Origin of the sequence: Bacillus sp. FSL H8-0547 (assembly GCA_038002745.1) — a bacterium.
Classification (GTDB): domain Bacteria; phylum Bacillota; class Bacilli; order Bacillales; family Bacillaceae; genus Bacillus_P.
Genome location: JBBODD010000001.1, coordinates 220489 through 244011 on the forward strand (window position 1 = coordinate 220489; position 23523 = coordinate 244011).

25 protein-coding genes, 1 other RNA gene and 1 riboswitch are annotated in these 23523 nt (G+C 43.8%); of the genes, 10 read left to right on the forward strand and 16 right to left on the reverse strand.

Annotation, left to right across the window (positions count from 1 at the left end; genetic code table 11):
• Nucleotides 1–10: 10 nt before the first annotated feature.
• A complete protein-coding gene (locus tag MHB63_01125) occupies nt 11–880 on the reverse strand; it encodes a patatin family protein (protein ID MEK3805188.1) in 870 nt (289 codons plus the stop codon).
• Between the two features lie 182 nt (nt 881–1062).
• On the opposite strand from MHB63_01125, the gene MHB63_01130 reads away from it, so the two are divergent.
• Nucleotides 1063–1251: a DUF2187 family protein gene (locus MHB63_01130; GenBank protein ID MEK3805189.1), complete on the forward strand. Its 189-nt coding sequence runs from the start codon at nt 1063–1065 to the stop codon at nt 1249–1251.
• A 417-nt stretch (nt 1252–1668) separates the two neighbouring features.
• The gene (locus tag MHB63_01135) at nt 1669–2187 is read left to right on the forward strand and encodes a GNAT family N-acetyltransferase (protein MEK3805190.1); all 519 of its coding nucleotides are present in this window, start codon (nt 1669–1671) and stop codon (nt 2185–2187) included.
• Nucleotides 2188–2215: 28 nt separating this feature from the next.
• Here MHB63_01135 and MHB63_01140 read toward each other — a convergent pair whose 3' ends face one another.
• Nucleotides 2216–3013 (reverse strand): peptidoglycan-binding protein, encoded by a 798-nt coding sequence (locus tag MHB63_01140; GenBank protein MEK3805191.1) that lies wholly within the window; start codon nt 3011–3013, stop codon nt 2216–2218.
• 133 nt (nt 3014–3146) lie between these two features.
• Nucleotides 3147–3941, reverse strand: a complete 795-nt coding sequence (locus tag MHB63_01145; protein ID MEK3805192.1) for an AAA family ATPase — start codon at nt 3939–3941, stop codon at nt 3147–3149.
• Nucleotides 3942–4052: 111 nt separating this feature from the next.
• On the opposite strand from MHB63_01145, the gene MHB63_01150 reads away from it, so the two are divergent.
• A complete protein-coding gene (locus MHB63_01150) occupies nt 4053–4727 on the forward strand; it encodes an SOS response-associated peptidase (GenBank protein MEK3805193.1) in 675 nt (224 codons plus the stop codon).
• Between the two features lie 68 nt (nt 4728–4795).
• On the opposite strand, the gene ssrS is transcribed toward MHB63_01150, so the two are convergent.
• A non-coding RNA gene (gene ssrS, locus MHB63_01155) (6S RNA) lies at nt 4796–4983 on the reverse strand.
• 154 nt (nt 4984–5137) lie between these two features.
• Between ssrS and MHB63_01160 the strand changes: the two genes are divergently transcribed.
• On the forward strand, nt 5138–5269 hold the full coding sequence (locus MHB63_01160) for a hypothetical protein (protein ID MEK3805194.1): 132 nt from the start codon (nt 5138–5140) through the stop codon (nt 5267–5269).
• A gap of 110 nt (nt 5270–5379) precedes the next feature.
• Here MHB63_01160 and MHB63_01165 read toward each other — a convergent pair whose 3' ends face one another.
• From MHB63_01165 to queC, 5 genes are all read right to left on the reverse strand, one after another.
• Entirely contained in the window at nt 5380–5580 is a 201-nt protein-coding gene (locus MHB63_01165) for a cold-shock protein (GenBank protein ID MEK3805195.1), read from the reverse strand.
• 172 nt (nt 5581–5752) lie between these two features.
• Nucleotides 5753–6250 carry a preQ(1) synthase gene (gene queF, locus MHB63_01170; protein ID MEK3805196.1) on the reverse strand — a complete coding sequence of 166 codons (498 nt, stop codon included), beginning with the start codon at nt 6248–6250 and terminating at the stop codon, nt 5753–5755.
• A gap of 19 nt (nt 6251–6269) precedes the next feature.
• Nucleotides 6270–6998: a 7-carboxy-7-deazaguanine synthase QueE gene (queE, locus tag MHB63_01175; GenBank protein ID MEK3805197.1), complete on the reverse strand. Its 729-nt coding sequence runs from the start codon at nt 6996–6998 to the stop codon at nt 6270–6272.
• Nucleotides 6995–7432 carry a 6-carboxytetrahydropterin synthase QueD gene (queD, locus tag MHB63_01180; protein MEK3805198.1) on the reverse strand — a complete coding sequence of 146 codons (438 nt, stop codon included), beginning with the start codon at nt 7430–7432 and terminating at the stop codon, nt 6995–6997. The genes queE and queD overlap by 4 nt, the downstream gene beginning before the upstream one ends.
• Nucleotides 7429–8091 carry a 7-cyano-7-deazaguanine synthase QueC gene (gene queC / locus MHB63_01185; GenBank protein MEK3805199.1) on the reverse strand — a complete coding sequence of 221 codons (663 nt, stop codon included), beginning with the start codon at nt 8089–8091 and terminating at the stop codon, nt 7429–7431. The genes queD and queC overlap by 4 nt, the downstream gene beginning before the upstream one ends.
• A gap of 140 nt (nt 8092–8231) precedes the next feature.
• Nucleotides 8232–8276: riboswitch (PreQ1 riboswitch) on the reverse strand.
• 92 nt (nt 8277–8368) lie between these two features.
• Here queC and MHB63_01190 point away from each other — a divergent pair.
• Nucleotides 8369–9664: a DUF2254 domain-containing protein gene (locus tag MHB63_01190; GenBank protein MEK3805200.1), complete on the forward strand. Its 1296-nt coding sequence runs from the start codon at nt 8369–8371 to the stop codon at nt 9662–9664.
• A 41-nt stretch (nt 9665–9705) separates the two neighbouring features.
• On the opposite strand, the gene MHB63_01195 is transcribed toward MHB63_01190, so the two are convergent.
• The 3 genes from MHB63_01195 to MHB63_01205 all read right to left on the reverse strand — a co-directional run bounded on the left by MHB63_01195 (nt 9706) and on the right by MHB63_01205 (nt 12552).
• Entirely contained in the window at nt 9706–9828 is a 123-nt protein-coding gene (locus MHB63_01195; protein ID MEK3805201.1) for a DUF6254 family protein, read from the reverse strand.
• Nucleotides 9829–9903: 75 nt separating this feature from the next.
• Nucleotides 9904–11247 (reverse strand): hemolysin family protein, encoded by a 1344-nt coding sequence (locus MHB63_01200; GenBank protein ID MEK3805202.1) that lies wholly within the window; start codon nt 11245–11247, stop codon nt 9904–9906.
• A gap of 258 nt (nt 11248–11505) precedes the next feature.
• Nucleotides 11506–12552, reverse strand: coding sequence for a hypothetical protein (locus MHB63_01205; protein MEK3805203.1), 1047 nt, complete (start codon nt 12550–12552; stop codon nt 11506–11508).
• Between the two features lie 266 nt (nt 12553–12818).
• Here MHB63_01205 and MHB63_01210 point away from each other — a divergent pair, with 266 nt between their 5' ends.
• On the forward strand, nt 12819–14888 hold the full coding sequence (locus MHB63_01210; protein MEK3805204.1) for an AAA family ATPase: 2070 nt from the start codon (nt 12819–12821) through the stop codon (nt 14886–14888).
• A 19-nt stretch (nt 14889–14907) separates the two neighbouring features.
• Here the strand turns inward: MHB63_01210 and MHB63_01215 are convergent, their stop codons facing one another.
• The gene (locus tag MHB63_01215; GenBank protein MEK3805205.1) at nt 14908–15291 is read right to left on the reverse strand and encodes a hypothetical protein; all 384 of its coding nucleotides are present in this window, start codon (nt 15289–15291) and stop codon (nt 14908–14910) included.
• A gap of 429 nt (nt 15292–15720) precedes the next feature.
• Nucleotides 15721–17415 (reverse strand): M3 family oligoendopeptidase, encoded by a 1695-nt coding sequence (locus MHB63_01220; protein MEK3805206.1) that lies wholly within the window; start codon nt 17413–17415, stop codon nt 15721–15723.
• Nucleotides 17416–17583: 168 nt separating this feature from the next.
• Between MHB63_01220 and motA the strand changes: the two genes are divergently transcribed.
• On the forward strand, nt 17584–18375 hold the full coding sequence (motA, locus tag MHB63_01225) for a flagellar motor stator protein MotA (GenBank protein ID MEK3805207.1): 792 nt from the start codon (nt 17584–17586) through the stop codon (nt 18373–18375).
• Nucleotides 18368–19126, forward strand: coding sequence for a flagellar motor protein MotB (gene motB / locus MHB63_01230; GenBank protein ID MEK3805208.1), 759 nt, complete (start codon nt 18368–18370; stop codon nt 19124–19126). Before motA ends, motB begins: the two co-directional genes overlap by 8 nt.
• Before the next feature lie 74 nt (nt 19127–19200).
• Here motB and MHB63_01235 read toward each other — a convergent pair whose 3' ends face one another.
• Complete coding sequence (locus MHB63_01235) at nt 19201–19653, reverse strand: MarR family transcriptional regulator (protein MEK3805209.1); 453 nt, start codon at nt 19651–19653, stop codon at nt 19201–19203.
• Between the two features lie 318 nt (nt 19654–19971).
• On the opposite strand from MHB63_01235, the gene MHB63_01240 reads away from it, so the two are divergent.
• Entirely contained in the window at nt 19972–21480 is a 1509-nt protein-coding gene (locus tag MHB63_01240; GenBank protein MEK3805210.1) for an ATP-binding protein, read from the forward strand.
• 74 nt (nt 21481–21554) lie between these two features.
• On the opposite strand, the gene MHB63_01245 is transcribed toward MHB63_01240, so the two are convergent.
• Nucleotides 21555–22502, reverse strand: coding sequence for an aldo/keto reductase family protein (locus MHB63_01245; GenBank protein MEK3805211.1), 948 nt, complete (start codon nt 22500–22502; stop codon nt 21555–21557).
• Between the two features lie 245 nt (nt 22503–22747).
• Between MHB63_01245 and MHB63_01250 the strand changes: the two genes are divergently transcribed.
• Nucleotides 22748–23482, forward strand: coding sequence for a ZIP family metal transporter (locus tag MHB63_01250; protein ID MEK3805212.1), 735 nt, complete (start codon nt 22748–22750; stop codon nt 23480–23482).
• Nucleotides 23483–23523: the final 41 nt, after the last annotated feature.

Below are 23523 nucleotides of genomic sequence, written 5' to 3' on the forward strand. Positions count from 1 at the left end.
ATGAAACTGTTCAGACAAGAACGTGATGGGGTTTAAGCCAGTCCGTCAGCTGCTCAAACTGATTTTCGGCATCCCTAATTCCCTGATTGTAAAGTCTTTCGAGCTTGACAGGGTTACGCTCGATTCTGTCCACTTCAAGTTTTTGGGATGGCCGGATGACAAATACGTTCCCCTTTTGCTCTTGTTCTTCAATATAGTCAAGGGTGCTGTTGTATTGCTTGTAGCGTGCCAGCATAGCATCTGCAAGGAGCGGGTACTGTTTAAACGTCCTTCTGACCATCCACTCCATGCTGCTTTTTTTCTTCCGGTAATCTGCATTTCTCGTAAGGATAACAACATTCCTCACATTTCCGTCCTCTTCAGACTTTTTAACCGGAATGGAGTCGGCAATTCCTCCGTCAAGCAGCTTTCTTCCTTTGTACTCAATCATGGGAGCTATAAACGGAAGAGAGCTGGATGCCCGCAGCAGCGTCAGAATATCCATTTCGACGTCATTTTTCTCATAGTAGACAGCTTCTCCTGTGACACAATCAGTCGTTCCCACTTTAAATGTCTGATCACTTTTTAAAAAAGCATCGTAATGAAAAGGAACGAGTTTATTTGGAATTTCATCGAATATAAAATCCATCCCAAACAGCTGCTTATGTCTGATATAATTTCCAAGGGACAGATACTGAGGGTGGCTGACGTATTCGATGTTTACGGTTTTGTTTCTTCCTTTTTGCCTCGAAACGTAAGAAGCCCCCATGCATGCTCCTGCCGAGACTCCAATAACATAAGGAAAATATAATTCTTTTTCCATAAAATATTCAAGCACGCCAGCGGTATAGACGCCGCGCATGCCTCCTCCTTCTAGGACAAGTCCTGATGAGACCAAAATGATCCGCCTCTTTCTCTGCTAATTTTATCCTACTATAACATGTTCCAGACACGTTATTCATCCATTCTGCCTGCCTGTTTTTTCAAAATTCTTGCACAATTTTGTCTGAAAGCCTTTACTTACCTGTAAAAATAATGTTAAATAGTCCTAATGGGGGATCTGTATAGAGAAGGAGAGAGGAAATGAAAATCGCTAAAGTAGGCAATGTGATTGAATTCAGAGACGGTTTACGCGGAATCGTAGAGAAAGTTAATGAAAATTCAGTGATTGTAGACTTGACGTATATGGAGAATTTCCGTGATTTGGATCTTGAAAGACGTACGGTCGTCAATCATAAAAATTATAAAATCGTGAAAGAACAGCTTCACTAAGGAAAAGCGGAAGCGCCTTGCTCAGCTCCGAAGGACAGAAAAGGATCGGCGTAAAAAGCCGGATTTGCTTTTTACGCCGATCCTTTTCTGGCCGAGGAGTTAGGCGCTGGAGCTGGACATCAGGACAAAAATGGTATTCTTTCTTATCTTAGAACAAAAGCGGAAGCGCCAAGGCCCGCTCCGATAGGCAGATAAGAATCCGTCAAAAAAGTCCGGGTTTGAATTTTTTGACGGATTTGTTCTGACAGAGGATCTAGGTGCTGTAGCTGGACGAGGATAAATTTGTGTTATCATTTCCTTAACATAAAAGATCAGCCTGGAAGAGTTTAATCTTTCAGGCTGTTTTTTACGTTGGAGCTCATGAGGAACCGCTTTTTAACCAATACTAGTCTGTAACGACTAAATGAGGTGACCGCCATGGATTTCCGTTTGCTGACAGTGGAAGACACTGAACAATACAGACGTTTGCGTCTGCAGGCACTGGAGGAGCTGCCCTTTCATTTTGCCTCTGCCTATGAACTTGAAAAGAAAAAATCAATTGAAGAGTTAATGGAGGAAATCATGCCATCCGCCTCTCAGTTCATTGCCGGAGCGTTTACAGGCAGGGAGCTGAGAGGCATAACCGCGTTCAAGCAGGAGCCTCTTCACAAAATGAAACACAGAGGACAGATCCTGAGCATGTACATATCCCCTCCTGCCAGAGGAAACGGCGCGGGAAAAAGCCTGCTTACGTATCTTTTGGACCGGATCAGAGAAAATCCTGCTATCGAAAAAGCAGACCTTGCAGTGGGAGCTGAAAACAAAGGGGCCATCGCCTTGTACCGGTCTCTCGGTTTTGTCCAGTACGGAGAGTATGCGAATGCTTTAAAAGTAGATGGAGAATACGTAGATGAGCTTTATATGACACTCGCGTTAAAAACAGAAAAAACCCGCTGAAAGCAGCGGATTTTTTTATGTAAAATTATTATTGATATACTCTAATTTTCACTGTTTTTCTTCCCCAGTTAACAGCACTGCTCTGACTGGCGATGAATACATCGATTTTATTTCCGTCAATCGCGCCTCCGATATCAGCGGCGATTGCTTTTCCGTAGCCTTCAACTTCGACTGTCGAGCCGATAGGTATCACATTAGGGTCAACTGCGATTACTTTAGCCTCCGGATATTTGTTCAGGTCCACGCCCATCTTAGTGACGCCTGAGCAGCCTTCACACGATGCAGTATATGCTGTACTTGTAACTGAGAGTTCCTTTACTGTTCCGGAAACACCGCTTGATCTCTGTTTCAGTTTTGCAAAAGTTTGCATTCCTGCGATTCCATCGCTTGCAAGTCCGTATTTCTGCTGGAAGCTTGCCACTGCATTTTTGGTTCCGTTTCCATACATGCCGTCAACGATACCGGAGTATAATCCCCATTCTTTCAATAACAGCTGAAGATCTGTAACCGGTTTTCCCATATCGCCGTATCGGAGCACCTTTATTTTCTGCAGCGTTTGCGGACCGGCAATTCCGTCCACTTTGATTCTGCTTTTCTCCTGAAAATCTTTTACCGCTTCTCTAGTAATCGGGCCATAGTAGCCTGTTTCCTCAAAGTAAGGATAAACACTCTTAGATAAAAGATGCTCCTGAAGCTCTTTCACATCTGAATGGCTCATTCCTTCTGAAAGGGTTCTGTCACCAAGTGCAGCTTCCCCGCTCAGCGGAAACATAACACTGACGCCAAGTACCGATGCTCCAATTAATCCCATAAGCTTTTTCCTCATTGTGTTCCTCCTCGAAAAGTGATTATACATAACACTATTCGACAAAAACCTGGAATTGCAGGTGCAATGAGGGAAAAACAAAGCATTTGAACTAGAAAAATGGCAATCATTAGTGCCTATTTCGACAAATGTCTCATAAATGTCTGAGGTATCGTTCAGGTGCGTTCAGAAAATCTTTTGTCATTTTCACATGCTCCAAATCATCGTAGGAAACGCTCGAAACCGGGTACTCATCAAGCGAGTACAGAATGGCCCCGGGGAACGCCATTAAGATCGGGGAATGCGTGGCAATAATAAACTGAGACCCCTCCTCCGTCATATCCTTCAGCATACTGATGAAGCTGAGCTGTTTCATAGGAGAAAGCGGCCCTTCAGGCTCATCCAGAAGATAAAAGCCATTCGGCCGGAATCTGGACTGAAAAAAAGATAAAAATCTCTCACCGTGGGACCTGTTATCAAGTCCCCTTCCATATAAGGACTGAATTTCCGCCATCGCTTTTTTGTGAGGTGACGCAGCAAGCTGACGCGCGAGAATGGATTTCCCCCGGTATTCCTCCTCCACTTCTTCAACCCTTTTCTCTGCTTCAGCTCTCATTCTGGACACATTCCGCGCATATGTCAGAAAATCATCTGCTTTCAGATAGAATCCTTTTTTCGTTTTTGCTCTCCAGGTAATCTTAAGGTGGTTAGTGAATGCTCTGATTTCAGCATTCATATCCTGTTCCTCCTCAGAAGCAATCCTGATGAGACCCGCGTGCTGGGCAATCGACTCAAGCAGTGTGGATTTGCCTGTGCCGTTCTCTCCAGCAAGAATGGTGACCGGGGCTTCAAAGGATAATTCAAAAGATTCATTAAAGAGGGGAAGATGGTAAGGATACCCCTCATTTTGATTACCCGCAGTATAATGTACTCTTTTCAAGTGAACCATCTGCAATCCCCTCCCGCTCATGCTTTCTTTCATTATACGATAACGGTTTTCTTATTGTCTAAGAGGGAATGATAACGGTATCATTTTTTATATGTAAGGAGGCGGTCCCCCATGTGCGGAAGATACACGCTTTTTGCTGAATATGCAGAACTTGTAGAACGGTTTCAGATTGGAGCAGCCATAGAGGAAGATCAATATGCCTTAAGCTACAACATTGCCCCCTCGCAGCATGTGGCAGCCGTTATTAACGACGGTAAGCAAAACAGAATGGGCTACCTGCGGTGGGGCCTTATCCCGCCTTGGGCAAAAGATGAAAAAATCGGCTATAAAACCATCAACGCACGTGCCGAAACACTATCAGAGAAACCAAGCTTCAGAAATGCCTTTATGAAAAAAAGATGCCTCATCCCTGCAGATTCATTTTATGAATGGAAGCGTACAGAAGGAAACAAACTCCCCATGAGGATAAAGCTGAAGTCAGGCGCACCATTCGGGATGGCAGGGCTGTGGGAATCCTGGAAGTCACCGGAGGGCAAAGTCATCCACTCTTGCTCTGTGATCACAACAGAGCCAAACAGGCTCATGAGCACAATCCACGACAGAATGCCCGTGATCCTTAAAGAAGAGGACGAATCTATCTGGCTTAACCCGCTGCATTCTGATCCCGCCTATTTAAGCCAGTTTTTGAAGCCCTTTGATGAAAACCAGATGGAGGCTTTTGAAGTCTCTTCTGAAGTGAATTCCGTTAAAAATAATGGTCCGCATCTGATTCGGGAGATTTGCTGAGGGTGCATAATCCTCTAAGAACAGCAAAAAACCAGCTCCTGAAACAGGAACTGGTTTTAATGGTAAAGACAGAAGCCACAATTGCCGTAAGTCACGTAAGAAAGTTTTAAACCACCACTTCTCAAAGTGGGTGTTTGCAGCAGCCTTCCTGTCTTCCTCTGCAAATGGAGGCATGACATTCCGGGTGCGATGTAAAACTCCCTATTACAGCTTAAAGGTTAAAACTTAATTATCATTACGCACAATGCAGCTTGTAGTAGTATATTACATCATGACAGCCGATTGGTCAACCGGCAAGTTTTTTCGGGGCATTGCGCTTATAAAAATGCAAGTCTGCCATGTCGCGTGATGCAAATCCGGGTTATAATAGAAGTGTGCACGTAATTCTTCTGCATGGGATGGTGATTCGCATGAAAAACCGTGATAAGCGCCTGAAGCGCAAACGCGACATGATCAAGGATTACATTAAAAGCAGGCTGAAAAATTTAAAGCCTAAGGCAAACAAGTCACCCGTTTCAAACCACCAGACAAATAAGCCATAAATCTGCAAGTACCCCGCCCGCAAAACGGGCGGATTTTTATTTACCCTATAAAAATGCAAAAAAAAACAGCCTCTTGAAAAAGAGGCTGTTTTTATATGTCAGCTTAACAATTAAGCTTTTTGAACGTTAGTTGCTTGAGGTCCGCGTTGACCTTGCTCTACGTCAAAAGTAACTGCTTGGCCTTCGTCTAGAGTTTTGAAACCTTCGCCTTGAATAGCTGAGAAATGAACGAATACGTCTTCTCCGCCTTCGCGCTCGATGAATCCGAAACCTTTTTCTGCGTTAAACCATTTTACTGTACCTTGTTCCATTGTTGTTGCCTCCTCGTATGCTTCAGCATACTTTGTATTACTATCCTTGCTCTTGTGATAACAAAAGGCGAAAAGTTGTAAACTTTGTCTTTCCTTGCGTACCGAACAAAAATAATTCTTTTAAACCATACCATGTATGAAAATAAAAAGCAAATTTTCTCGGTAATTTTTTTTATCGGTTATCAATTTTCTCCGGATACATATCGTGGTTCATCATGCGGTGCTCCGCCATTTTCTCATACTTTGTCCCTGGTTTCCCATAGTTTGTGTATGGGTCGATGGAAATGCCGCCGCGCGGTGTAAACTTGCCCCAGACTTCAATATAGCGGGGGTCCATAAGTTCAATCAGATCATTCATGATGATATTCATACAGTCTTCATGGAAATCGCCGTGGTTTCTGAAGCTGAACAAATAAAGCTTTAATGATTTGCTCTCTACCATTTTCTGATCAGGAATATAACTGATGTAAATCGTTGCGAAATCAGGCTGACCTGTTTTCGGGCAGAGGCTTGTAAATTCCGGGCAGTTGAATTTAACGAAGTAATCACGGTTCACATGCTTATTATCAAATGACTCAAGGATCTCAGGGCTGTACTCAAACAAATAGTTTGTCCCCTGATTTCCGAGCAAAGTTACATCTGTCAGTTCTGAATCTAATCTTCCAGCCATTTTATACGTCCTTTCTATGTTAAACTCCCCTTTTATTTCCCCATACGAGCGTGTGGAGCTGGGGCAGAATACGGGCGCTGTTAAGCTCTTTTTCTTGCGCTGACCGTTCAATCAGCCATTCATATCTGGACAGCAGATGCCCAATCAGCTTGTCGTCGTTGTTTTCCTGAACAAGATCGTTGCCTACTTGAATATAGAATGGAAGCTCTGGATACATTATGTGCACTTTTTTAGCGAATTCAAGGTCTGCTTCATCAAAGACGACCACTTTAAGACTCGCATGATTAAGTCTGTTTTCCTTTACCAGATAATCGATGATTTCCTTCAGCTTATCGAAATCCGTGCTCATTCCCGAGCTTGGAGGTTTAGGTGAAATGGTCAAATCATCAATTTCTGAAAACCATGGCTGAAGCCGGCTGCCCTGCGTTTCGATGGCAACCTTTATCTCCTTCTCATGCAGCAGGTCAACCAGCTCTGATAAGTGAACGAGCAAAGCCGGGTTACCGCCGGAAATCGTAACATGGGAAAAGAGGTCTCCTCCCAGTTCATACAGCTCGTTCCAGATCTCTTCTGCTGTGAGCTGCCTGATGTCATCCTTAGCTGAACCGTCCCATGTGAAAGCAGAATCACACCAGCTGCAGGAATAATCGCATCCCGCCGTTCTGACAAACATCGTCTTCTGGCCGATGACCATGCCTTCTCCCTGAATGGTCGGACCGAAGATCTCCAAAACCGGAAACTTCTTCATCCTTTTTTCACCAGCTTTGGCCGATACATGACATAGCTTGTCGGGGTTTCGCGGACAAATACACCGACACATTTCGGTTTGTGGGAAAGACTGTCCAAATGCTGCTGAATCATTTCGCAGATTGTTCGCGCTACCACTTCTGTCGTAGGGAATTTATTTGGATCTTCATCATTAAAAACGTCATGTTCATTTAAAATCGTATGATCAAACCGGTCATGCACAAGCTGTTTGATATGGGCAAAATTTATCAAAAATCCCGAGTCATCAAGCTCATCTCCTGCAACCGTCACATTGATGAAGTACGTGTGGCCATGAAGGCGGCGGCATTTGCCCGCTTCTTCTTTAGGCACATAGTGTGCTGCTGACAGCTGCATATCTTTGTTCAGTTCGAACGTATAGGGATGAAGTGTCTGGGGATACATTTGCTGGATCATGAAGCCTCTCCCCCTTTAGCTGAGATATACTCGTCAAGCCCTTTTTTGCGGAGGCGGCAGGCTGGACATTCTCCGCACCCGTCTGCGATAATACCGTTGTAGCATGTAAGTGTTTTATCCCTTACATATTCAAGGGCTGAAAGCTCATCTGCAAGCTTCCATGTTTCGGCCTTATCAATCCACATAAGCGGAGTATGAATGACAAACTGATCATCCATGGCAAGATTGATTGTTACATTGCATGACTTTACAAATACATCACGGCAATCGGGATATCCGCTGAAATCCGTTTCACATACCCCTGTCACAATATGCTTTGCGCCAATTTGTTTGGCAAGCACTGAAGCGAATGTTAAAAAGAGAAGGTTTCTTCCCGGCACAAAAGTAGACGGGAGCTCTCCTTCCTTATGTTCAATGGCAATATCATCTCTTGTAAGGGCGTTTGGAGCCAGCTGGTTTAACAGAGACATATCAAGAAGATGATGGCGCACATCAAGCTCTTTTGCGATTTGTTCGGCCACATCAATTTCCAGTTTATGACGCTGGTTGTAATTGAAGGTTACGGCCTCGACTTCTTTAAACTGCTTCTTCGCCCAGAACAGGCAAGTCGTGCTGTCCTGTCCTCCGCTGAAGACAACAAGCGCTTTTTCATTTTTCATCATATTCTGCCTCCTCATAATAGAAGAGAGCATTCTTTCACAACCCGGATTCCTAAAAATCGGCATAAGAAAAGACACCCTGAGTGTTCAGAAGTGTCCAGCATGTAAGTCCTCAACTAAAAAACAGCAGATTTGGCTGTTTGATCTTAGTTTTTTATAGAGGGTTGTGCTAGAACCTCTCCCGCACGCACATGCGCGGAATTTATCATTCTTTTTACCGTTCATACTATACCACGAACGGAATGTTACATCAATCTATTTTAATGGAGGAAATGCCGTGCCGCTCAAACCTGCCCTTGTAAAAATAAAATCCAACTTCTGGATAACGCCTGCTGCCTATGCCGTATTTTTTTTCATCCTTGCCATCCTCAGCATGTGGGCTGACAGATTTCTCGCTTCACATGGATATTTCAGCTATGTTCCTTCTGTTTTTTTAACTGATAAAGAGCTTTCACACACGATTCTGAGCGCAACTTCCACCTCGCTGCTTACAATGACAACCATCACCTTTTCATCTGTCCTTGTCGTTCTGACCACCTTTTTGGCTAATTTTTCGCCAAGAACCATGCACAATTTCAATACCGATTCAAAAATCCAGCGGGTACTTGGCGTCTTCGTCGGAGGATATATCTATTCTCTCGTTCTTCTAAACCAGGTGAGAGAAAATGAGACAAGCAACGACTTCATTGTACCGAGCCTTGCAATCCTTGTAGCTTTCTTGTGCGTGGGCATGTTCGTTTTCCTGATTCACCATATGACTGAGTGGATTAAAGTTGGAAACGTGATTTCAAACATCACGAAAGAAACACTTGCCTCGATCGATGATAAAAAAAGACCTGAAGAAAAAAGAACAGATGATGAGCCTTCATTTGATCATGGATTGGAAATTAAAAGCAAGCATGAAGGGTATATTGAAGACATCGCGGTTGATGAACTTGTTTCATTTGCCGCAAAACACGAAGCAGCCGTAAAGTTCCACAGAGATCAGGGAGCGTATGCAGATGAAGATACCCCTCTCTTGACACTCATTTCTGATAATAAAGAAATCCAACGGGAAGATGTCTTGAAGTTCATCACAATTAGTGCCGATCATGAATCAAAAAACGACATTGAATTCGGTATTCAGAAGCTTGCTGAAATTGCTTTGCGGGGCATCGCACCAGGAAAAAACGACCCGGAAACAGCCATTGCATGCATTGAGCACCTTACTCAGATCCTCATCAAAATCGGGAAACATCATTCCCCTTCCCCCTACCACAGGGACAGCGAAGGGAAGATAAGAGTGATTCTGCCAAAACCGGATTTTCATGACTATCTGTATACAAGCTTTTATCAGATCCGTCACTATGGCAAAGAAGATGTTTCCGTCATGGCCTCCATTTTAAAAGCTCTTTGCCTGATTGCCGAAACAAACCGGAAGGAAATGAAAGAAGATATTTGGTCTTTTTCTCACTACATTTATGAAGGACTGGATACGATAGATTGGCTTAGCTTTGATAAGAAGTTTCTGAACCGTGAGCTTGCAGCTATTGCGGTGGCATGCGGCAAAGATGATTCATCGCTTCAGCTGTAAACCAGAAGAAAAGGAATCCGTTCAATGGATTCCTTTTTGCGTTACTGCTTTTTTTGAGTACCTTCTTGTTCAAGTTCTTTAAAAGATTTTACTTTTCCGTGTTCATTTTGAGATTCCTTCCGGATGTCCCATTGACGCTGTTTTTGTCCTTTTGACTGAGTCATCTCTCGCCACTCCTTTGCTGAATAGATTTCAGATTTTATTTTGCCCTTACAACAAAAAAAGATGCCGAAGCATCTTTACTGGGTGGCAGCGATCCCGTCCTGTATGACAGGCACGCTAGCTTCCTTTTTTTTTCGGATCATTTCCAGATAGCGGATATGGTGATTTTCCATATCTTTCACCCTAAATGAGTAAGAGCCGAGTTCAACAAGCTCGCCTTTTTGGATATCGTATTTCTCAGTCAGCATCCATCCGCCAATAGTATCGACATCAGAATCATCAAGCTCAAGGCCGAAAAGATCGTTTAATTCACTGATCAGGACTTTACCGTCAATGATGTAATGATCTTCATTGATCTTTTGAACGAGCGGCACTTCATCCGCATCGAACTCATCGCGGATTTCTCCAACGATCTCCTCAAGAATGTCCTCCACTGTGACAAGCCCTGCAGTCCCTCCATACTCATCGATAAGAATCGCCATATGAATATGCTCTCTCTGCATTTTTAAAAGCAGCTCCTGCACAGGTACAGACTGAGTTACCTGAATGACCGGCCGTATATAAGTTCTTAGGGAGAACTGTTCGAGTTTTTTTGACTGAAACAAATCGGTGAAAATTTCTTTAATATTGACCATCCCGATAATATGGTCTTTATCTCCATCAACAACAGGGTATCTTGTATATTTTTCGCTTTTAATTATTTTCAGGTGGGCCTGAAGCGGTTCATCGCTGTCGAGTGAAATAATCTGTGTGCGGGGCACCATAATTTCTTTAGCAATGCGGTCATCAAACTTAAAAATCTTATTTACATATTTATATTCCGACTGATTGATCTCCCCGCTTTCATAGCTTTCCGACAGCAGGATCCTCAGCTCTTCTTCGCTGTGAGCGAGTTCATGTTCTGATACCCGCTTTAATCCAAAGGCTTGAGTGAGCATGCGTGCAGAGCCGTTCAGAAGCCAGATCGCCGGAAACATCAGCCTGTAAAATGCAATCAGCGGTTTTGAAAAAGCCAGGGTGACCCTCTCTGCTTTTTGGATCGCAACTGTTTTCGGAGCAAGTTCTCCGACAACTACGTGCAGGAAGGTAATAATGGCAAAAGCAAAAGCAATCGCAAAAAAGTGTGCAGCTGCACTAGGGAGATTCAGCTTTTCAAAAACCGGCTGAAGAAGCTTCCCTACAGCAGGTTCTCCGAGCCACCCAAGTCCAAGTGCGGTAATCGTGATTCCCAGCTGACAGGCTGATAAATACTCATCCAGATTATCCGTCACCCGCTTTGCTGAGAGCGCCTGTTTGCTGCCTTCATCAATAAGCTGATTCAGGCGGGAACTCCGGATTTTGACAATTGCAAACTCAGACGCTACAAAAAAGGCAGTCGCAGCAATTAAAACCGCAATTATGAACAAATTGACTATGTCCAAATAAATTCCCTTTTTCGCAGAAACGAAAAAGGAGTCACCTCCCGGAAAAGTTCAATCTTTAAATAAAAGATGGTGAAACCCTGTCATGAAGGTATTACCCCATCAATCACCTCTCCCGAAAAAAATATATAAAATTCTGAATATATCCCATCATAATATGAAGCCTGCCACCAGTCAAACAATCCTTCGCATTGTTTTCTTCATAAATATGACGAAAATCAAGCTATTATGTTTGGATTTTTTCATTATTCTGCTTTTTTAAAATTTGTTTTCATTCCCGGAAGGAGGAGCTTTTCTGACCATCAGCAGGAGGAGAAAGATGAGGCTCATGTAACCGAAAACCGGGTACAAAACCGCAATTAACGAGCTGTAGTCAATCAGGCTGATAAAAAACGCACCGCACAGCAGCATGGCAATAATCAGCATGCCAGGAAGAGGAACGACGCGGATAAGATGGCGCTCGAGCCCGAACAGGTTCCCGATTACAGATGTAAACACTTCCCCATAGATGACAAGAATATAAATGATAAAAAACGAAAACACAGATGCCTTCATGACTTCTGCCATCGGGATATCATAGGAGATGACATCACGCAATGAGGACAGCGCAAAATGACTGCTGAGCAAAATAAACGTGAGGATGGCACCGCCTGCAATCCCGCCCCATTTTGCCGTTCGTTCATCCTCTATTTCCTTTGCAAGCGGGACAAGCACAGCCTCCGCCATCGCAAGATTAAACGCCGCGTATGAAACCGCAGAGATGATCCACTTAAAGGATGAATGACCGGACATGAGACTCTTTGCCGAATGAGCATCAAAAGATGAGGCAGCCACAAGCACACTGAACAAAATCAGCATCGGCACAACAATGATATTCACGCTGAAAAGGCCCTTTGATCCAAATGACATGGCAATAAGCGTCAGTGCTATCGTCAGCATAACCCCAAAGCGGCTTGAAAGGTTAAGCTGCTCTTCAAAAATGGCACCCGCCCCTGAAAGCATGACAGATGTAACACCAAACAAAACGACAAGCATAAACAGATTGACGACCGTACCGCAGGATTTACCAAACAGGAAAAAATTAAGGTCCTGATACGAATTGGCACCTATCCGTTTTGAAATAATCATTATTTTGGAGCCAAGATGCATAAAGAAATAACCGCATAAAAGAATGCCAAACATTCCAAAAACCCCATACTGCGTAAAAAATTCAACAATCTCCCGGCCGGTGGCAAATCCTGCCCCCACTACCGTTCCCACATATACAGCTGCTATCTGCACTACCTGAAACCACTGTTTCTTCATTGTTTTGCCTCCGATACGAACCCTGGTCTTTTCATATGTATATGAGACAAGATGCCAGGAAAGAAGGACAGATTGTCACTGTTTGAGTAAAGGAATCGTTCTTTCCTGAAAAGATAAAAAAGGTAAAACAAAATACTTGAAAGTCAAAATAGGTCAAACTATAATAAGAATCAAGATCATCCACTTGAGATGATTTTCTTTCAATCAAAAGTCAAAGATAGTCAAAGTCAAACATAAACATAAATTACTATATGGAGGTTTTCACTATGCTATGTCAAAACTGCCAAGCTAAGAAAGCATCTGTTCATTTAACTATGCAAGTCAACCATGAGCGCCATCAAGTCATGATCTGCTCTGACTGTTATGCCAAGTACAGAAGTTCAGTTCCAAGCGGAGGGTTCGGTCATGTCCCGCCATCACAGCCATTTGGTCCTCATGCTGAACAAACGGCACAAAAACAAGGCGGAAACGGACTCCTTGATCAGCTGGCACGCAACCTGACACATGCTGCAAAAGCCGGCGTCATTGATCCTGTCATCGGCAGAGATGCGGAAGTTGAACGATTAATAGAGATACTGAACAGAAGAAACAAAAACAACCCTGTTCTTATCGGAGAGCCTGGTGTCGGGAAAACGGCTGTAGTAGAGGGCTTTGCTCTTAAAATTGCAGAGGGGGATGTTCCGGCTAAACTGAAGAATAAGGAAGTTTATCTGCTGGATGTTGCGTCACTTGTTGCAAATACCGGGGTCAGAGGACAATTTGAAGAGAGAATGAAGCAGCTGATCTCAGAACTTCAGCAAAAGAAAAACATCATTCTGTTTATAGATGAAATTCATCAGCTTGTAGGCGCAGGCTCAGCAGAAGGCTCCATGGACGCAGGCAACATTTTAAAACCGGCGCTTGCACGCGGAGAGCTCCAGGTTGTCGGAGCCACTACTCTGAAAGAATACCGTCAGATTGAAAAAGATGCAGCACTTGAACGCCGCTTCCAGCCTGTCATGGTCACTGAGCCTTCTCTGGAAAAAGCGATTGAAATCCTGAAAGGCATTCAGGACAAATACGAAAAATATCATGAAGTGTCTTATTCGGAAGATGCGATTAAAGCAACTGTTATGCTTTCACACCGCTACATCCAGGACCGTTATCTGCCAGATAAAGCCATTGATCTTCTTGATGAAGCGGGATCTAAAAAGAACCTGCAGTCAGGCGGCGGTGAAGATATCAGCGGGAAACTGGCTGAGATTGCACGAAAGAAAGCACAGGCTACAAAAGAAGAAAACTATGAGCTTGCTGCTAAGCTGCGTGACGAGGAAATAAAGCTTGAAAGCATGCAGTCAACATCCCATGCAACAGTGGAAGCAGAAGATATTGCAGCCATTATCGAAAAGAAAACAGGCATTCCGGTAGGCAAGTTACAGGAAGATGAGCAGGCTCAAATGAAAAATCTTGAAAGCAAACTTTCCGGTAAAGTCATCGGTCAGGAAGAAGCCGTTAAGAAAGTGGCAAAGGCCATCCGAAGAAGCCGTGCAGGGCTAAAATCAAAACAGCGTCCAATCGGTTCATTCCTGTTCGTCGGCCCTACAGGAGTCGGAAAAACGGAATTGACCAAAACCCTTGCATCCGAGCTGTTCGGTACGCGTGATTCACTGATCCGCCTGGACATGAGTGAATATATGGAAAAACACTCTGTCTCAAAGATTATCGGATCACCTCCGGGATATGTCGGTCACGAGGAAGCAGGTCAGCTATCCGAAAAAGTCCGCCGGAACCCGTACAGCATCATCCTGCTGGATGAAATTGAAAAAGCTCATCCAGATGTGCAGCATATGTTCCTTCAAGTCATGGAGGATGGCCGCCTGACAGACAGCCAGGGCAGAACGGTAAGTTTCAAAGACACCGTCATTATCATGACAAGCAATGCCGGTGCCGGACACAAGAAAGTCACAGTCGGCTTCGGAAACAGCGAAGCACTGAACGAAAGCTCATTGCTTGAGTCACTTGGTTCATTCTTTAAGCCTGAATTTCTGAACCGTTTTGACAGCATCATCGAATTTAAGTCTCTCGAAAAAACGGATCTGCTGCAAATCGTAGACATTATGCTTGGTGAGCTTCAGGAAACGCTCACTGAACAGCACATTAAGCTGAACATCACAGATGAAGCAAAAGAAAAAATAGCAGAGCTCGGCTATCATCCTGCCTTTGGAGCACGTCCGCTCCGCAGAGTGATACAAGAGCATGTTGAAGATGCCATTGCCGATGTTCTTCTGGATGGCAGCCAAATCTCCGAACTTACTGTATCGCTTGTTGATGACACACTGACAGTAAAGCAAGGTTAAACTTGGAAAAGAGCTGAATTCATAGGAATTCAGCTCTTTTTTTTGCCTTAATCTTATATGGATAGACCGGGTGAACAAATTCAATTTCTGTCTGGTCCTCTGCTTCAATTGCCAGCGGGTGAATTTCTGCCCCTCTTTGTGTAGGGAACCACGGCCTCCCCTGATTCACAAGAACAAGTGAACCGTGATGATCCCCGTAAAATGAAAACATGCTATCTTCCCCGTTATGGATATCCCTTAAAAAATTCAAATCCTCCCGCATGCTCTTGACACTGGTGCAGGGCAGACCTACTTCAAAGACATCAAACCAGCCAGTCAGTTTTTCAGCCTCTCTCCTGACAATCATTTCGAGGATGTTACCTTCAGAATCGTAAAAGTATGCCTGTTTGCCTTTCCAGTCCATAATTTTCTCGCCTTGTTCATTTGAGAGCAAAGGCAGTCTACCCGCCATCATGTCAAAAAAGAACTCATTCACCCTAAAGCAGAGATGGTAATATGCGGACTCCTCTGACTGTCTGAACGTCAAAAGAGTTTTTCCTGACTGAACAGTAAAGGAGTCCGAGTCTTCGGAGATTATGTTCATACTCAGCGATTCTGTGTAAAATTTTTTGAGCTTCAGAAGGTTTTTTGCGTGCATTTGGATGTGGAGAAATTTCATTTGAACCACCTATTCCCTTATTTGTACTGGATTTTTTCCGGTTGCTGCTGCCGGCTGATCGATCCCTTTTCAAGTATAGGTTTTTTGGTTTCATCTTTGCTCAGTCTTTGTGCTGAAATTCACTTCATGCATTGGACTAAAAAACCGCCAGCATACCGCTGACGGTTTAAAAGATTACAGCTTTGTATCATCTACCTTTTCAAGCCACTCTCTGATCTCTCCTGTAACAGACTGAACGCAGCCATCTTCAAACGGAGAAATCAAATGCGCTGTCTCCACGAGCTCAAGGAAAGATTTGCTTCCGCCCTGCTTGCAGAGATGAAGGTAATCTGCCCATGCCGCGTCTTTGTCTTCGTGCATTTTCTTCCAGAATTGAAGAGCGCAGATTTGAGCCAGCGTATAATCAATGTAGTAAAATGGCGAGTTGTAAATATGGCCCTGACGCTGCCAGAAGCCTCCGCCTTCTAAAAATTCGTTATCCCCGTAATCACGGTGAGGCAAATACTTCCGCTCCATTTCTCTCCAGGCAAGTTTGCGTTCCTGCGGAGAAGCTTCCGGATTTTCATAGATAAAGTGCTGGAACTCATCTACAGCTACTCCGTATGGAAGGAACTGAAGAGCTGCACTCAAGTGGCTGAACTTATACTTCTCCGCATCTTCCTTAAAGAAGGATTCCATCCATGGCCACGTGAAGAACTCCATGCTCATGGAATGAATTTCGCATGCTTCATAGGTTGGGAAATGGTATTCCGGCAAATTGAAATGACGGCTCATATAAACCTGGAATGCATGGCCCGCTTCATGCGTAAGCACATCTATATCCCCGCTTGTCCCGTTAAAATTCGCGAAAATATACGGGGATTTGTAATCTTCAATATACGTGCAATATCCGCCTCCGGCTTTGCCTTTTTGGGCAAGCAGATCCATCAGGTTTTTCTCAATCATAAAATCAAAAAACTCATTTGTTTCAGGTGATAATTTCTCATACATTTTCTTTCCATTAGAAATGATCCATTCTGCATCGCCTTTTGGCGCTGCATTTCCCGTTGTGAAGGCAAGTTTTTCATCTGCAAACTCAAGCTTGTCCAAACCAAGCCGTTTTTGCTGCCTTTTGCGGAGATCTGTTGCAATCGGAACAATATATTCCTTGATCTGATCACGGAAGTTTTTCACCATTTCAGCATTATAATCTACACGCTGCATGCGCTGATACCCTAGCTCTGTAAAATTGGAAAAGCCAAGTTTTTTGGCAATCGACGTACGGACTTTAACCAATTTATCGAAAATGTCATCGAACTTTTCGCCGTTCTCCGCGAAAAATCCGAAATAGGCATCAGAAGCGCGCTTTCTCGTCTCCCTCTCCTTTGCTTCGAGAAGCGGTTCAATTTGTGCAAGTGTATACTCTTTGCCGTCAAAATCAATTTTTGCAGAGGCAACAAGTTTTGTATATTCCGTCACCAGTTTATTTTCCTGCTGAAGATCTGCAAGCACTTCAGGGGAGAATGTTTTCAGCTGGGCATCAGCAAGAAGGAATAGCTGTCTGCCGTACTTTTCTTCAAGACTGTTTCTGAATTTAGAACCTGTAAGAGCTTTGTAAAACTCTGTTTCCAAAGCTTTAATATGAGGATCCAGCTCATCCAGATAGTCCTGTTCTTCCTTGTAGAACTCATCATTCGTATCAATCGTATGACGGATGGAACAGAGGTTGAATGCCGTTGAAACATGTCCCCTGATTTCTCCTATTTTCTCAAGTGCTTTCTCCTGCTTCTCCAGTGTTTCCGCCTGTTTGAACAGCTCCAGTGCTTCGCGGAAGGAAGCTTCTGTTTTTTCTTTCACAGGACGGCTGTATGTATAATCCTGAAATTTCATATGTAAGGTCCCCGCTTTCATCTATTAGTTATTGCCTGCCACGGTTTACTATTCGCGAAAAAAGTGCTGAATCCTTTCTATCTCTTTTTGAAACTTACCTAAAAGTTAAAGAAAAACAGACGATATTACTTATAAGAACTAGTTTCTAAAAAGGATTTGGTGAATTCTATGGATAAAACGTCCCTCATTGGATTATTGTTAGGCATTATCGCAGTCGGCGTCGGCATGTTCATGAAAGGGGTCAGTCCTGCTGTACTCCTCAATCCGGCAGCTCTGCTCATCATCATTGCAGGTACAATTGCAACGGTTGTCACTGCTTTTCCGACAAGCGAGATTAAAAGAGTGCCAAAACTCTTTGGTGTTATTTTCAAAGAACAGCAATCGCTCAGCATTCAGGAACTGATCCCTATGTTTTCTGAATGGGCTCAAGTAGCACGTCGCGAAGGATTGCTTGCCCTTGAAGCAAAAATTGCAGATGTGGAAGATCCATTTTTGAAAAATGGACTGAGCATGGCTGTAGACGGTCAGAACGCGGAATTTATCCGTGATGTGATGACGGAAGAAATTGATGCAATGGAAGAAAGGCATCTCGCCGGCGCGTCGATTTTTTCCCAGGCAGGCACGTACGCCCCTACTCTCGGGGTACTTGGTGCAGTTGTCGGCCTCATTGCCGCACTGTCCCATATGGATAATACAGATGAACTTGGAAAAGCAATCGGAGCAGCGTTTGTTGCCACCCTAATGGGGATTTTTACAGGCTATGTCCTCTGGCATCCATTCGCAAATAAACTTAAGAGAAAATCAAAGCAGGAAGCAAAAGTCAAGCAAGTCATGATTGAAGGGGTGCTGTCAGTGCTTGAAGGACAGGCTCCAAAAGCGATTGAGCAAAAACTCGCAACCTACCTTCCAGCTCACGAAAGGGACGGGCTGCTCGCTGAGGGAGAGAAGCTCGATGGCTAGAAAGAAAAAAAAGAAGCACGAAGAAGAGCACGTTGATGAGTCCTGGCTGCTGCCGTATGCAGACCTGCTGACCCTGCTCCTTGCCCTTTTCATTGTCCTGTTTGCCATGAGCTCCGTTGATGCGCAGAAATTCCAGATGCTTGCACGCGCATTTAACAGCACATTTACAGGCGGAACAGGTGTCCTTGAATATCCAAGCCCTGTGCCGGACGGGGACATGGAACAGCTGGATGATAAAAAGGAAGAAAAAGCAGATCAGGAAGAAGCCCAGAAAGAAATGGAACAGCAAAAGCTTAAAAAAATTCAGGAAAAAGTAAATGCCTATATTAAAGCGAATAATCTCGAAAGCCAGCTCAAAACCACCCTTACAGATGAAGGCCTGCTGATTACGATTCTGAACGATATCTTTTTTGATTCAGGCGAATCAGCCATCAGAGGCAAAGATGAGAAACTGGCAAAAGAAATTTCAAATCTGCTCGTCATGAATCCTCCGAGAAATATTATCGTGAGCGGCCATACCGACAATGTTCCGATCTCAAATGCCGACTATGATTCTAACTGGCATTTGAGCGTAATGAGAGCCGTTAATTTTATGAAACTCTTGCTTGAAAATGAAAAGCTTGACCCGAGAGCCTTTTCCGCCAAAGGATTTGGTGAATATAACCCCGTTGCCGACAATGCAACAGAAGCCGGCCAGCAAAAAAACCGACGTGTTGAAATTCTCATTCTTCCAATTGAACAAAACCAGTAAGAAGCGCCTGCTTGCAGGCGTTTTTTGTTTCAAGTTTTGGGCAAAAGAAAAAACACTTTCATCCAGAAAGTGTTTCACTCATGACTATCCCGGGCATGATAACCGACTTTTTTCATAAGGTCGATGACAGTCTGCTTTTCCTCTTCCGATAAAATGCCCACAATCTCATTCAATCTTTCCTGATGTGCAGGAAAAATGCGTTCAATCAGCTGTTTTCCGTTTTCGGTGATTTGAGCAAACGTCACACGGCGGTCTTTTTCGCACGCTTTTCTAGTCAGCAGCTGTTTTTGTTCAAGCTTATCGACTACATAGGTGATGCTCCCGCTTGCAAGGAGAATTTTCCCGCCAATTTGCTGAAGGGGCTGTTCGCCTTTGTGATACAGCAGCTCCAGTACGGCAAATTCCGTCGGATTCAGCCCAAAGCTTGTAATCTGTTTATTTACTTGATCGTTAATGGCACGGTGAGCACGTGACAGCACGATAAAAAGCTTTAGTGACTGTTCAATATCTGTTTGTGTATTTTCCACTTTTCATCAATCCTTCGATAACTAAATATCTTGAATTCTAACTATTAATAATACAGACTTTGTTTTCTGCTGTCAAGAAGAGCAATGTGCACTGCGTTTAGAAGGGCAAAATTAAAAGAATAGGTTCATTCATAAACGGCTGCAACATTCATCTCTTCCCTTTTCTTTCCATCATACATAAAAAGTCCTACTTCTTCAAGAGATGGTTTCAAGGCTGGCACAACGCTTTTCCCGATTCTACCTTCCTAGTAGAAAACATGTAAATGGTATATAATTGAAAGTATGCCTAATCGGCAATATCAAACTGGGGCGATTACCTTGCTGAAAGATTCTGCAAAATACAGAAAAGCTGCCGTCTATTTTATAATCGTGCTTATCCCCTCCCTTTTGATCAACACAGGCATTTACCTGTATCAAAAGGATAAAATCATGGATGAACACAGGGAAGAGGCAGCGTTTTTAATTACCATTCATAAAAATCAAATTGATAATCTGATACAGGATACAAAAGCGAGGCTTGAGACGATGTCCCTCGTTCTTGAAGAAGAATCGGACACAGCAAAAATCCAGCGCATTTTGAATGAAGCGCACAGCCAGGAACCCCGCTTCTCGGGCCTTTACTATGTGAAAAAGAATGGAGATATAACAGCCGGCACATCAAAACGGATGAAGTCTGTAAACATATCAAACCGCGCTTTTTTCCAAAGTGCTCTGGCAACAAAACAGTCGAAAGTTTCGGATGCTTATTTTGGTAACATAACAGGTGATTATATCGTTTCAATCGGAACTCCGGTAATGGATGATGAAGGGGAAGTCAAAAGTCTGCTTGTGGCAGCGGTTAAAGTCGATTATCTCCAGAACATTATGAACGTGATCAGTCCAAGACTGACGATAAGTGTCCTAAATGGCAGCGATCACACAATTTTCACTGCCGGCCGCTCAGAGCCAACCGGCAGCATCGAACCTGTACGCGTTTATTTAGATCAGATCCCCTGGAAACTTGAAGGCTTTCCTGAAACCGTCATCACCGCTGATCATACGAAAGACATTGCCGTCTACATGCTGATTGTATTCGGTCTGATGAACATCATTTACATTCTCATTCAGAATTACTTACTGAAGAGGCGCGCCCTTCTGGAGCAAAGCCAGATTGATGCACAGAAAGTCGAGCTTGTAGGAACTCTCGCTGCAAGCACCGCACATGAGATCCGGAATCCTCTGACGGGAATCAAAGGGTTTATTCAGCTGCTTCAGGAAAAATATAAAGACTCAGAGGATCAATATTACTTTTCTGTCATTGACATCGAAATTCAGCGCATCAATGAAATTGTAAGTGAATTTTTAGTCCTTGGAAAACCAACAGCCCATCACCATGCTGTATACGATTTGAATGCGATCATCCTGGAATTATCTCCGCTCCTTGGATCAGAAGCCAATTTGTACAACACAGAACTGGATTTAAAGCTGAATAAAGAACCGCTTTACATTTTCTGCACAAAAGATCACATAAAACAAGTCCTTCTGAATCTTGTAAAAAACGCTCTGGAGGCGATAGATAAGCAGGAAGGAAAGGTGACAATAGAGGTCAGAAAGCTGGATGGCAATGCGGTGATTAATGTAACTGATACAGGAAAAGGCATTCCGCAGGAAGTTCAGTCCAAACTGTTCCACCCTTTCTTTACGATGAAAGATACAGGAACAGGGCTTGGTCTTGTCGTATGCAAACGCATCATCACCCTGTACAAAGGCACGATTTCGATTAAGAGTGAATCAAACAAGGGCACTGAAGTAACAATCATACTCCCTCTGACAGAGCCAAAAGCCTGAGGCATTTTTATAAACCTAAAGAAAGAGTGACAGGCAATCCTGTCACTCTCATTTGTATTTGCCTATGTATCCTGTCAGCTTGTAATGATTTCTTCAATCCTCTGCAGGGTGCTGTAGCCTAAAGCTACATCAGATGCTTTTGCATTTTCAGCGATCTGATCAGGATGAGATGCACCGACAAGGGTGCTGGCGACGTTATGCTGGCGAAGGGTCCATGCAAGGGCAAGCTGGGCAAGTGTGATGTCATTCTCTTTTGCAAGCTGATCGAGCAGCTCTACTTTGCGGTTTACCATATCATTTAAAATTTGCTTCATCCATGAATTGGCGTTTTCCCCTGAAGCACGGCTGCCTTTGGGGATCAGCCCCTCTTTATACTTTCCTGTCAGGATGCCCTGAGCAAGCGGTGACCAGACAACCTGTGAAACACCTGCATTTTCGCACATAGGAATGATTTCTTCTTCAATATCCCGGTGAAACATATTATATTGAGGCTGATTGACGACGATCCTGTCAAGAAGATAGCGGTCTGATACACTGAGCGCTTCCTGGATTTGCGCAGCCGTCCACTCGCTGACACCTGCATAAAGAACTTTACCCTGGCGGATCAAGTCGTCTATTGCCCTCAGCGTTTCATCAAGAGGTGTTTCCTGGTCATAGCGGTGGCAATAAAAAATATCAACATACTCAAGGTCCATTCTCTTTAAACTCGCATGAACCTGTTCCATAATATGCTTTCTTGAAAGCCCTCTGTCGTTCGGCCCGTCTCCCATCGGCCAAAACGCTTTTGTCGTAAGTACATAAGAATCGCGCGGAAATGATTTAAGCGCCCTTGACATGACGATTTCTGCTTTTCCGCGTTCATATACGTTGGCACTGTCGAAAAAATTGATGCCCGCTTCATAGGCCTTGTGGATAATTTCGGATGCTGCCCGCTCATCTACTGTTTTCCCAAATGTAAGCCAGCTTCCAAGACTGATTTCACTAACTTTTAATCCCGATCTCCCAAGCCTCCGGTACTGCATCTCCATTCCCCCTGTTGTGCATGATCAATATCGTTATCTTTAACTTATCAGAAATTTCAAATATCGTAAAGAGAGAGAATCGCCGTCCTTGCGACACAATTTGACACCGCCCCCCTCCTGAAATCAATAAACCCACCTTCATTTTTCTCTGCTTCGTCATCAAACAGGTGCAAAGTCTATCTTTTCACTGCCAAAATCAGCTATAATATGGCTAACATAGATCCGTTTAAAAAAGGAGCCGTAACATGACAGAAGTTTTACTCGGCAGCACACTGTCTGCCCTTGCTACAGGACTTGGGGCTCTTCCTATCCTGTTCCTGCAAAATACGATTACACACAGGTGGAGAGATATTCTGCTTGCTTTTACCGCGGGCATCATGATGGCCGCATCCATGATGAGCCTGCTTCCTGAAGCGCTGAGTCAGGGAGGGTTTCTTGAAGTCTTTGCCGGACTCTTTCTAGGAGTATTAGTGCTGACGACGCTTGAAAAAAAAATTCCCCACATAGACCTTGAGCATTCAAGATACGGCATACAATTCGACGAAAAGGCGTTCCTGATTATCGCTGCGATCACGATGCATAATCTGCCGGAAGGACTTTCTGTAGGTGTAAGCTATGCATCAGAGCAGTCAGAGACAGGAAATCTAATTGCTTTCGCCATTGGTCTGCAGAACGCTCCGGAAGGATTTCTCGTTGCCTTGTTCCTGTTTAATCAGAACATCGGCAAATTTAAAGCCCTGATCATTGCAACGATGACAGGCGCTGTTGAAATCATAACTTCTCTTCTGGGATTTTATTTGACGTCATTCGCAGACAATCTCGTTCCGTACGGCCTGTCCTTTGCAGCCGGTGCCATGCTGTTCATTATTTATAAAGAACTGATTCCTGAAAGTCACGGGGACGGAAATGAACGGAATGCAACCTACTCCTTCATTTTAGGAATATTGTTTATGATTCTGCTCATTGAGACTTTCGGCTAAATAAAGCGTAAAAAAAAACGGCTGAGCTGCGGGCTCTGCCG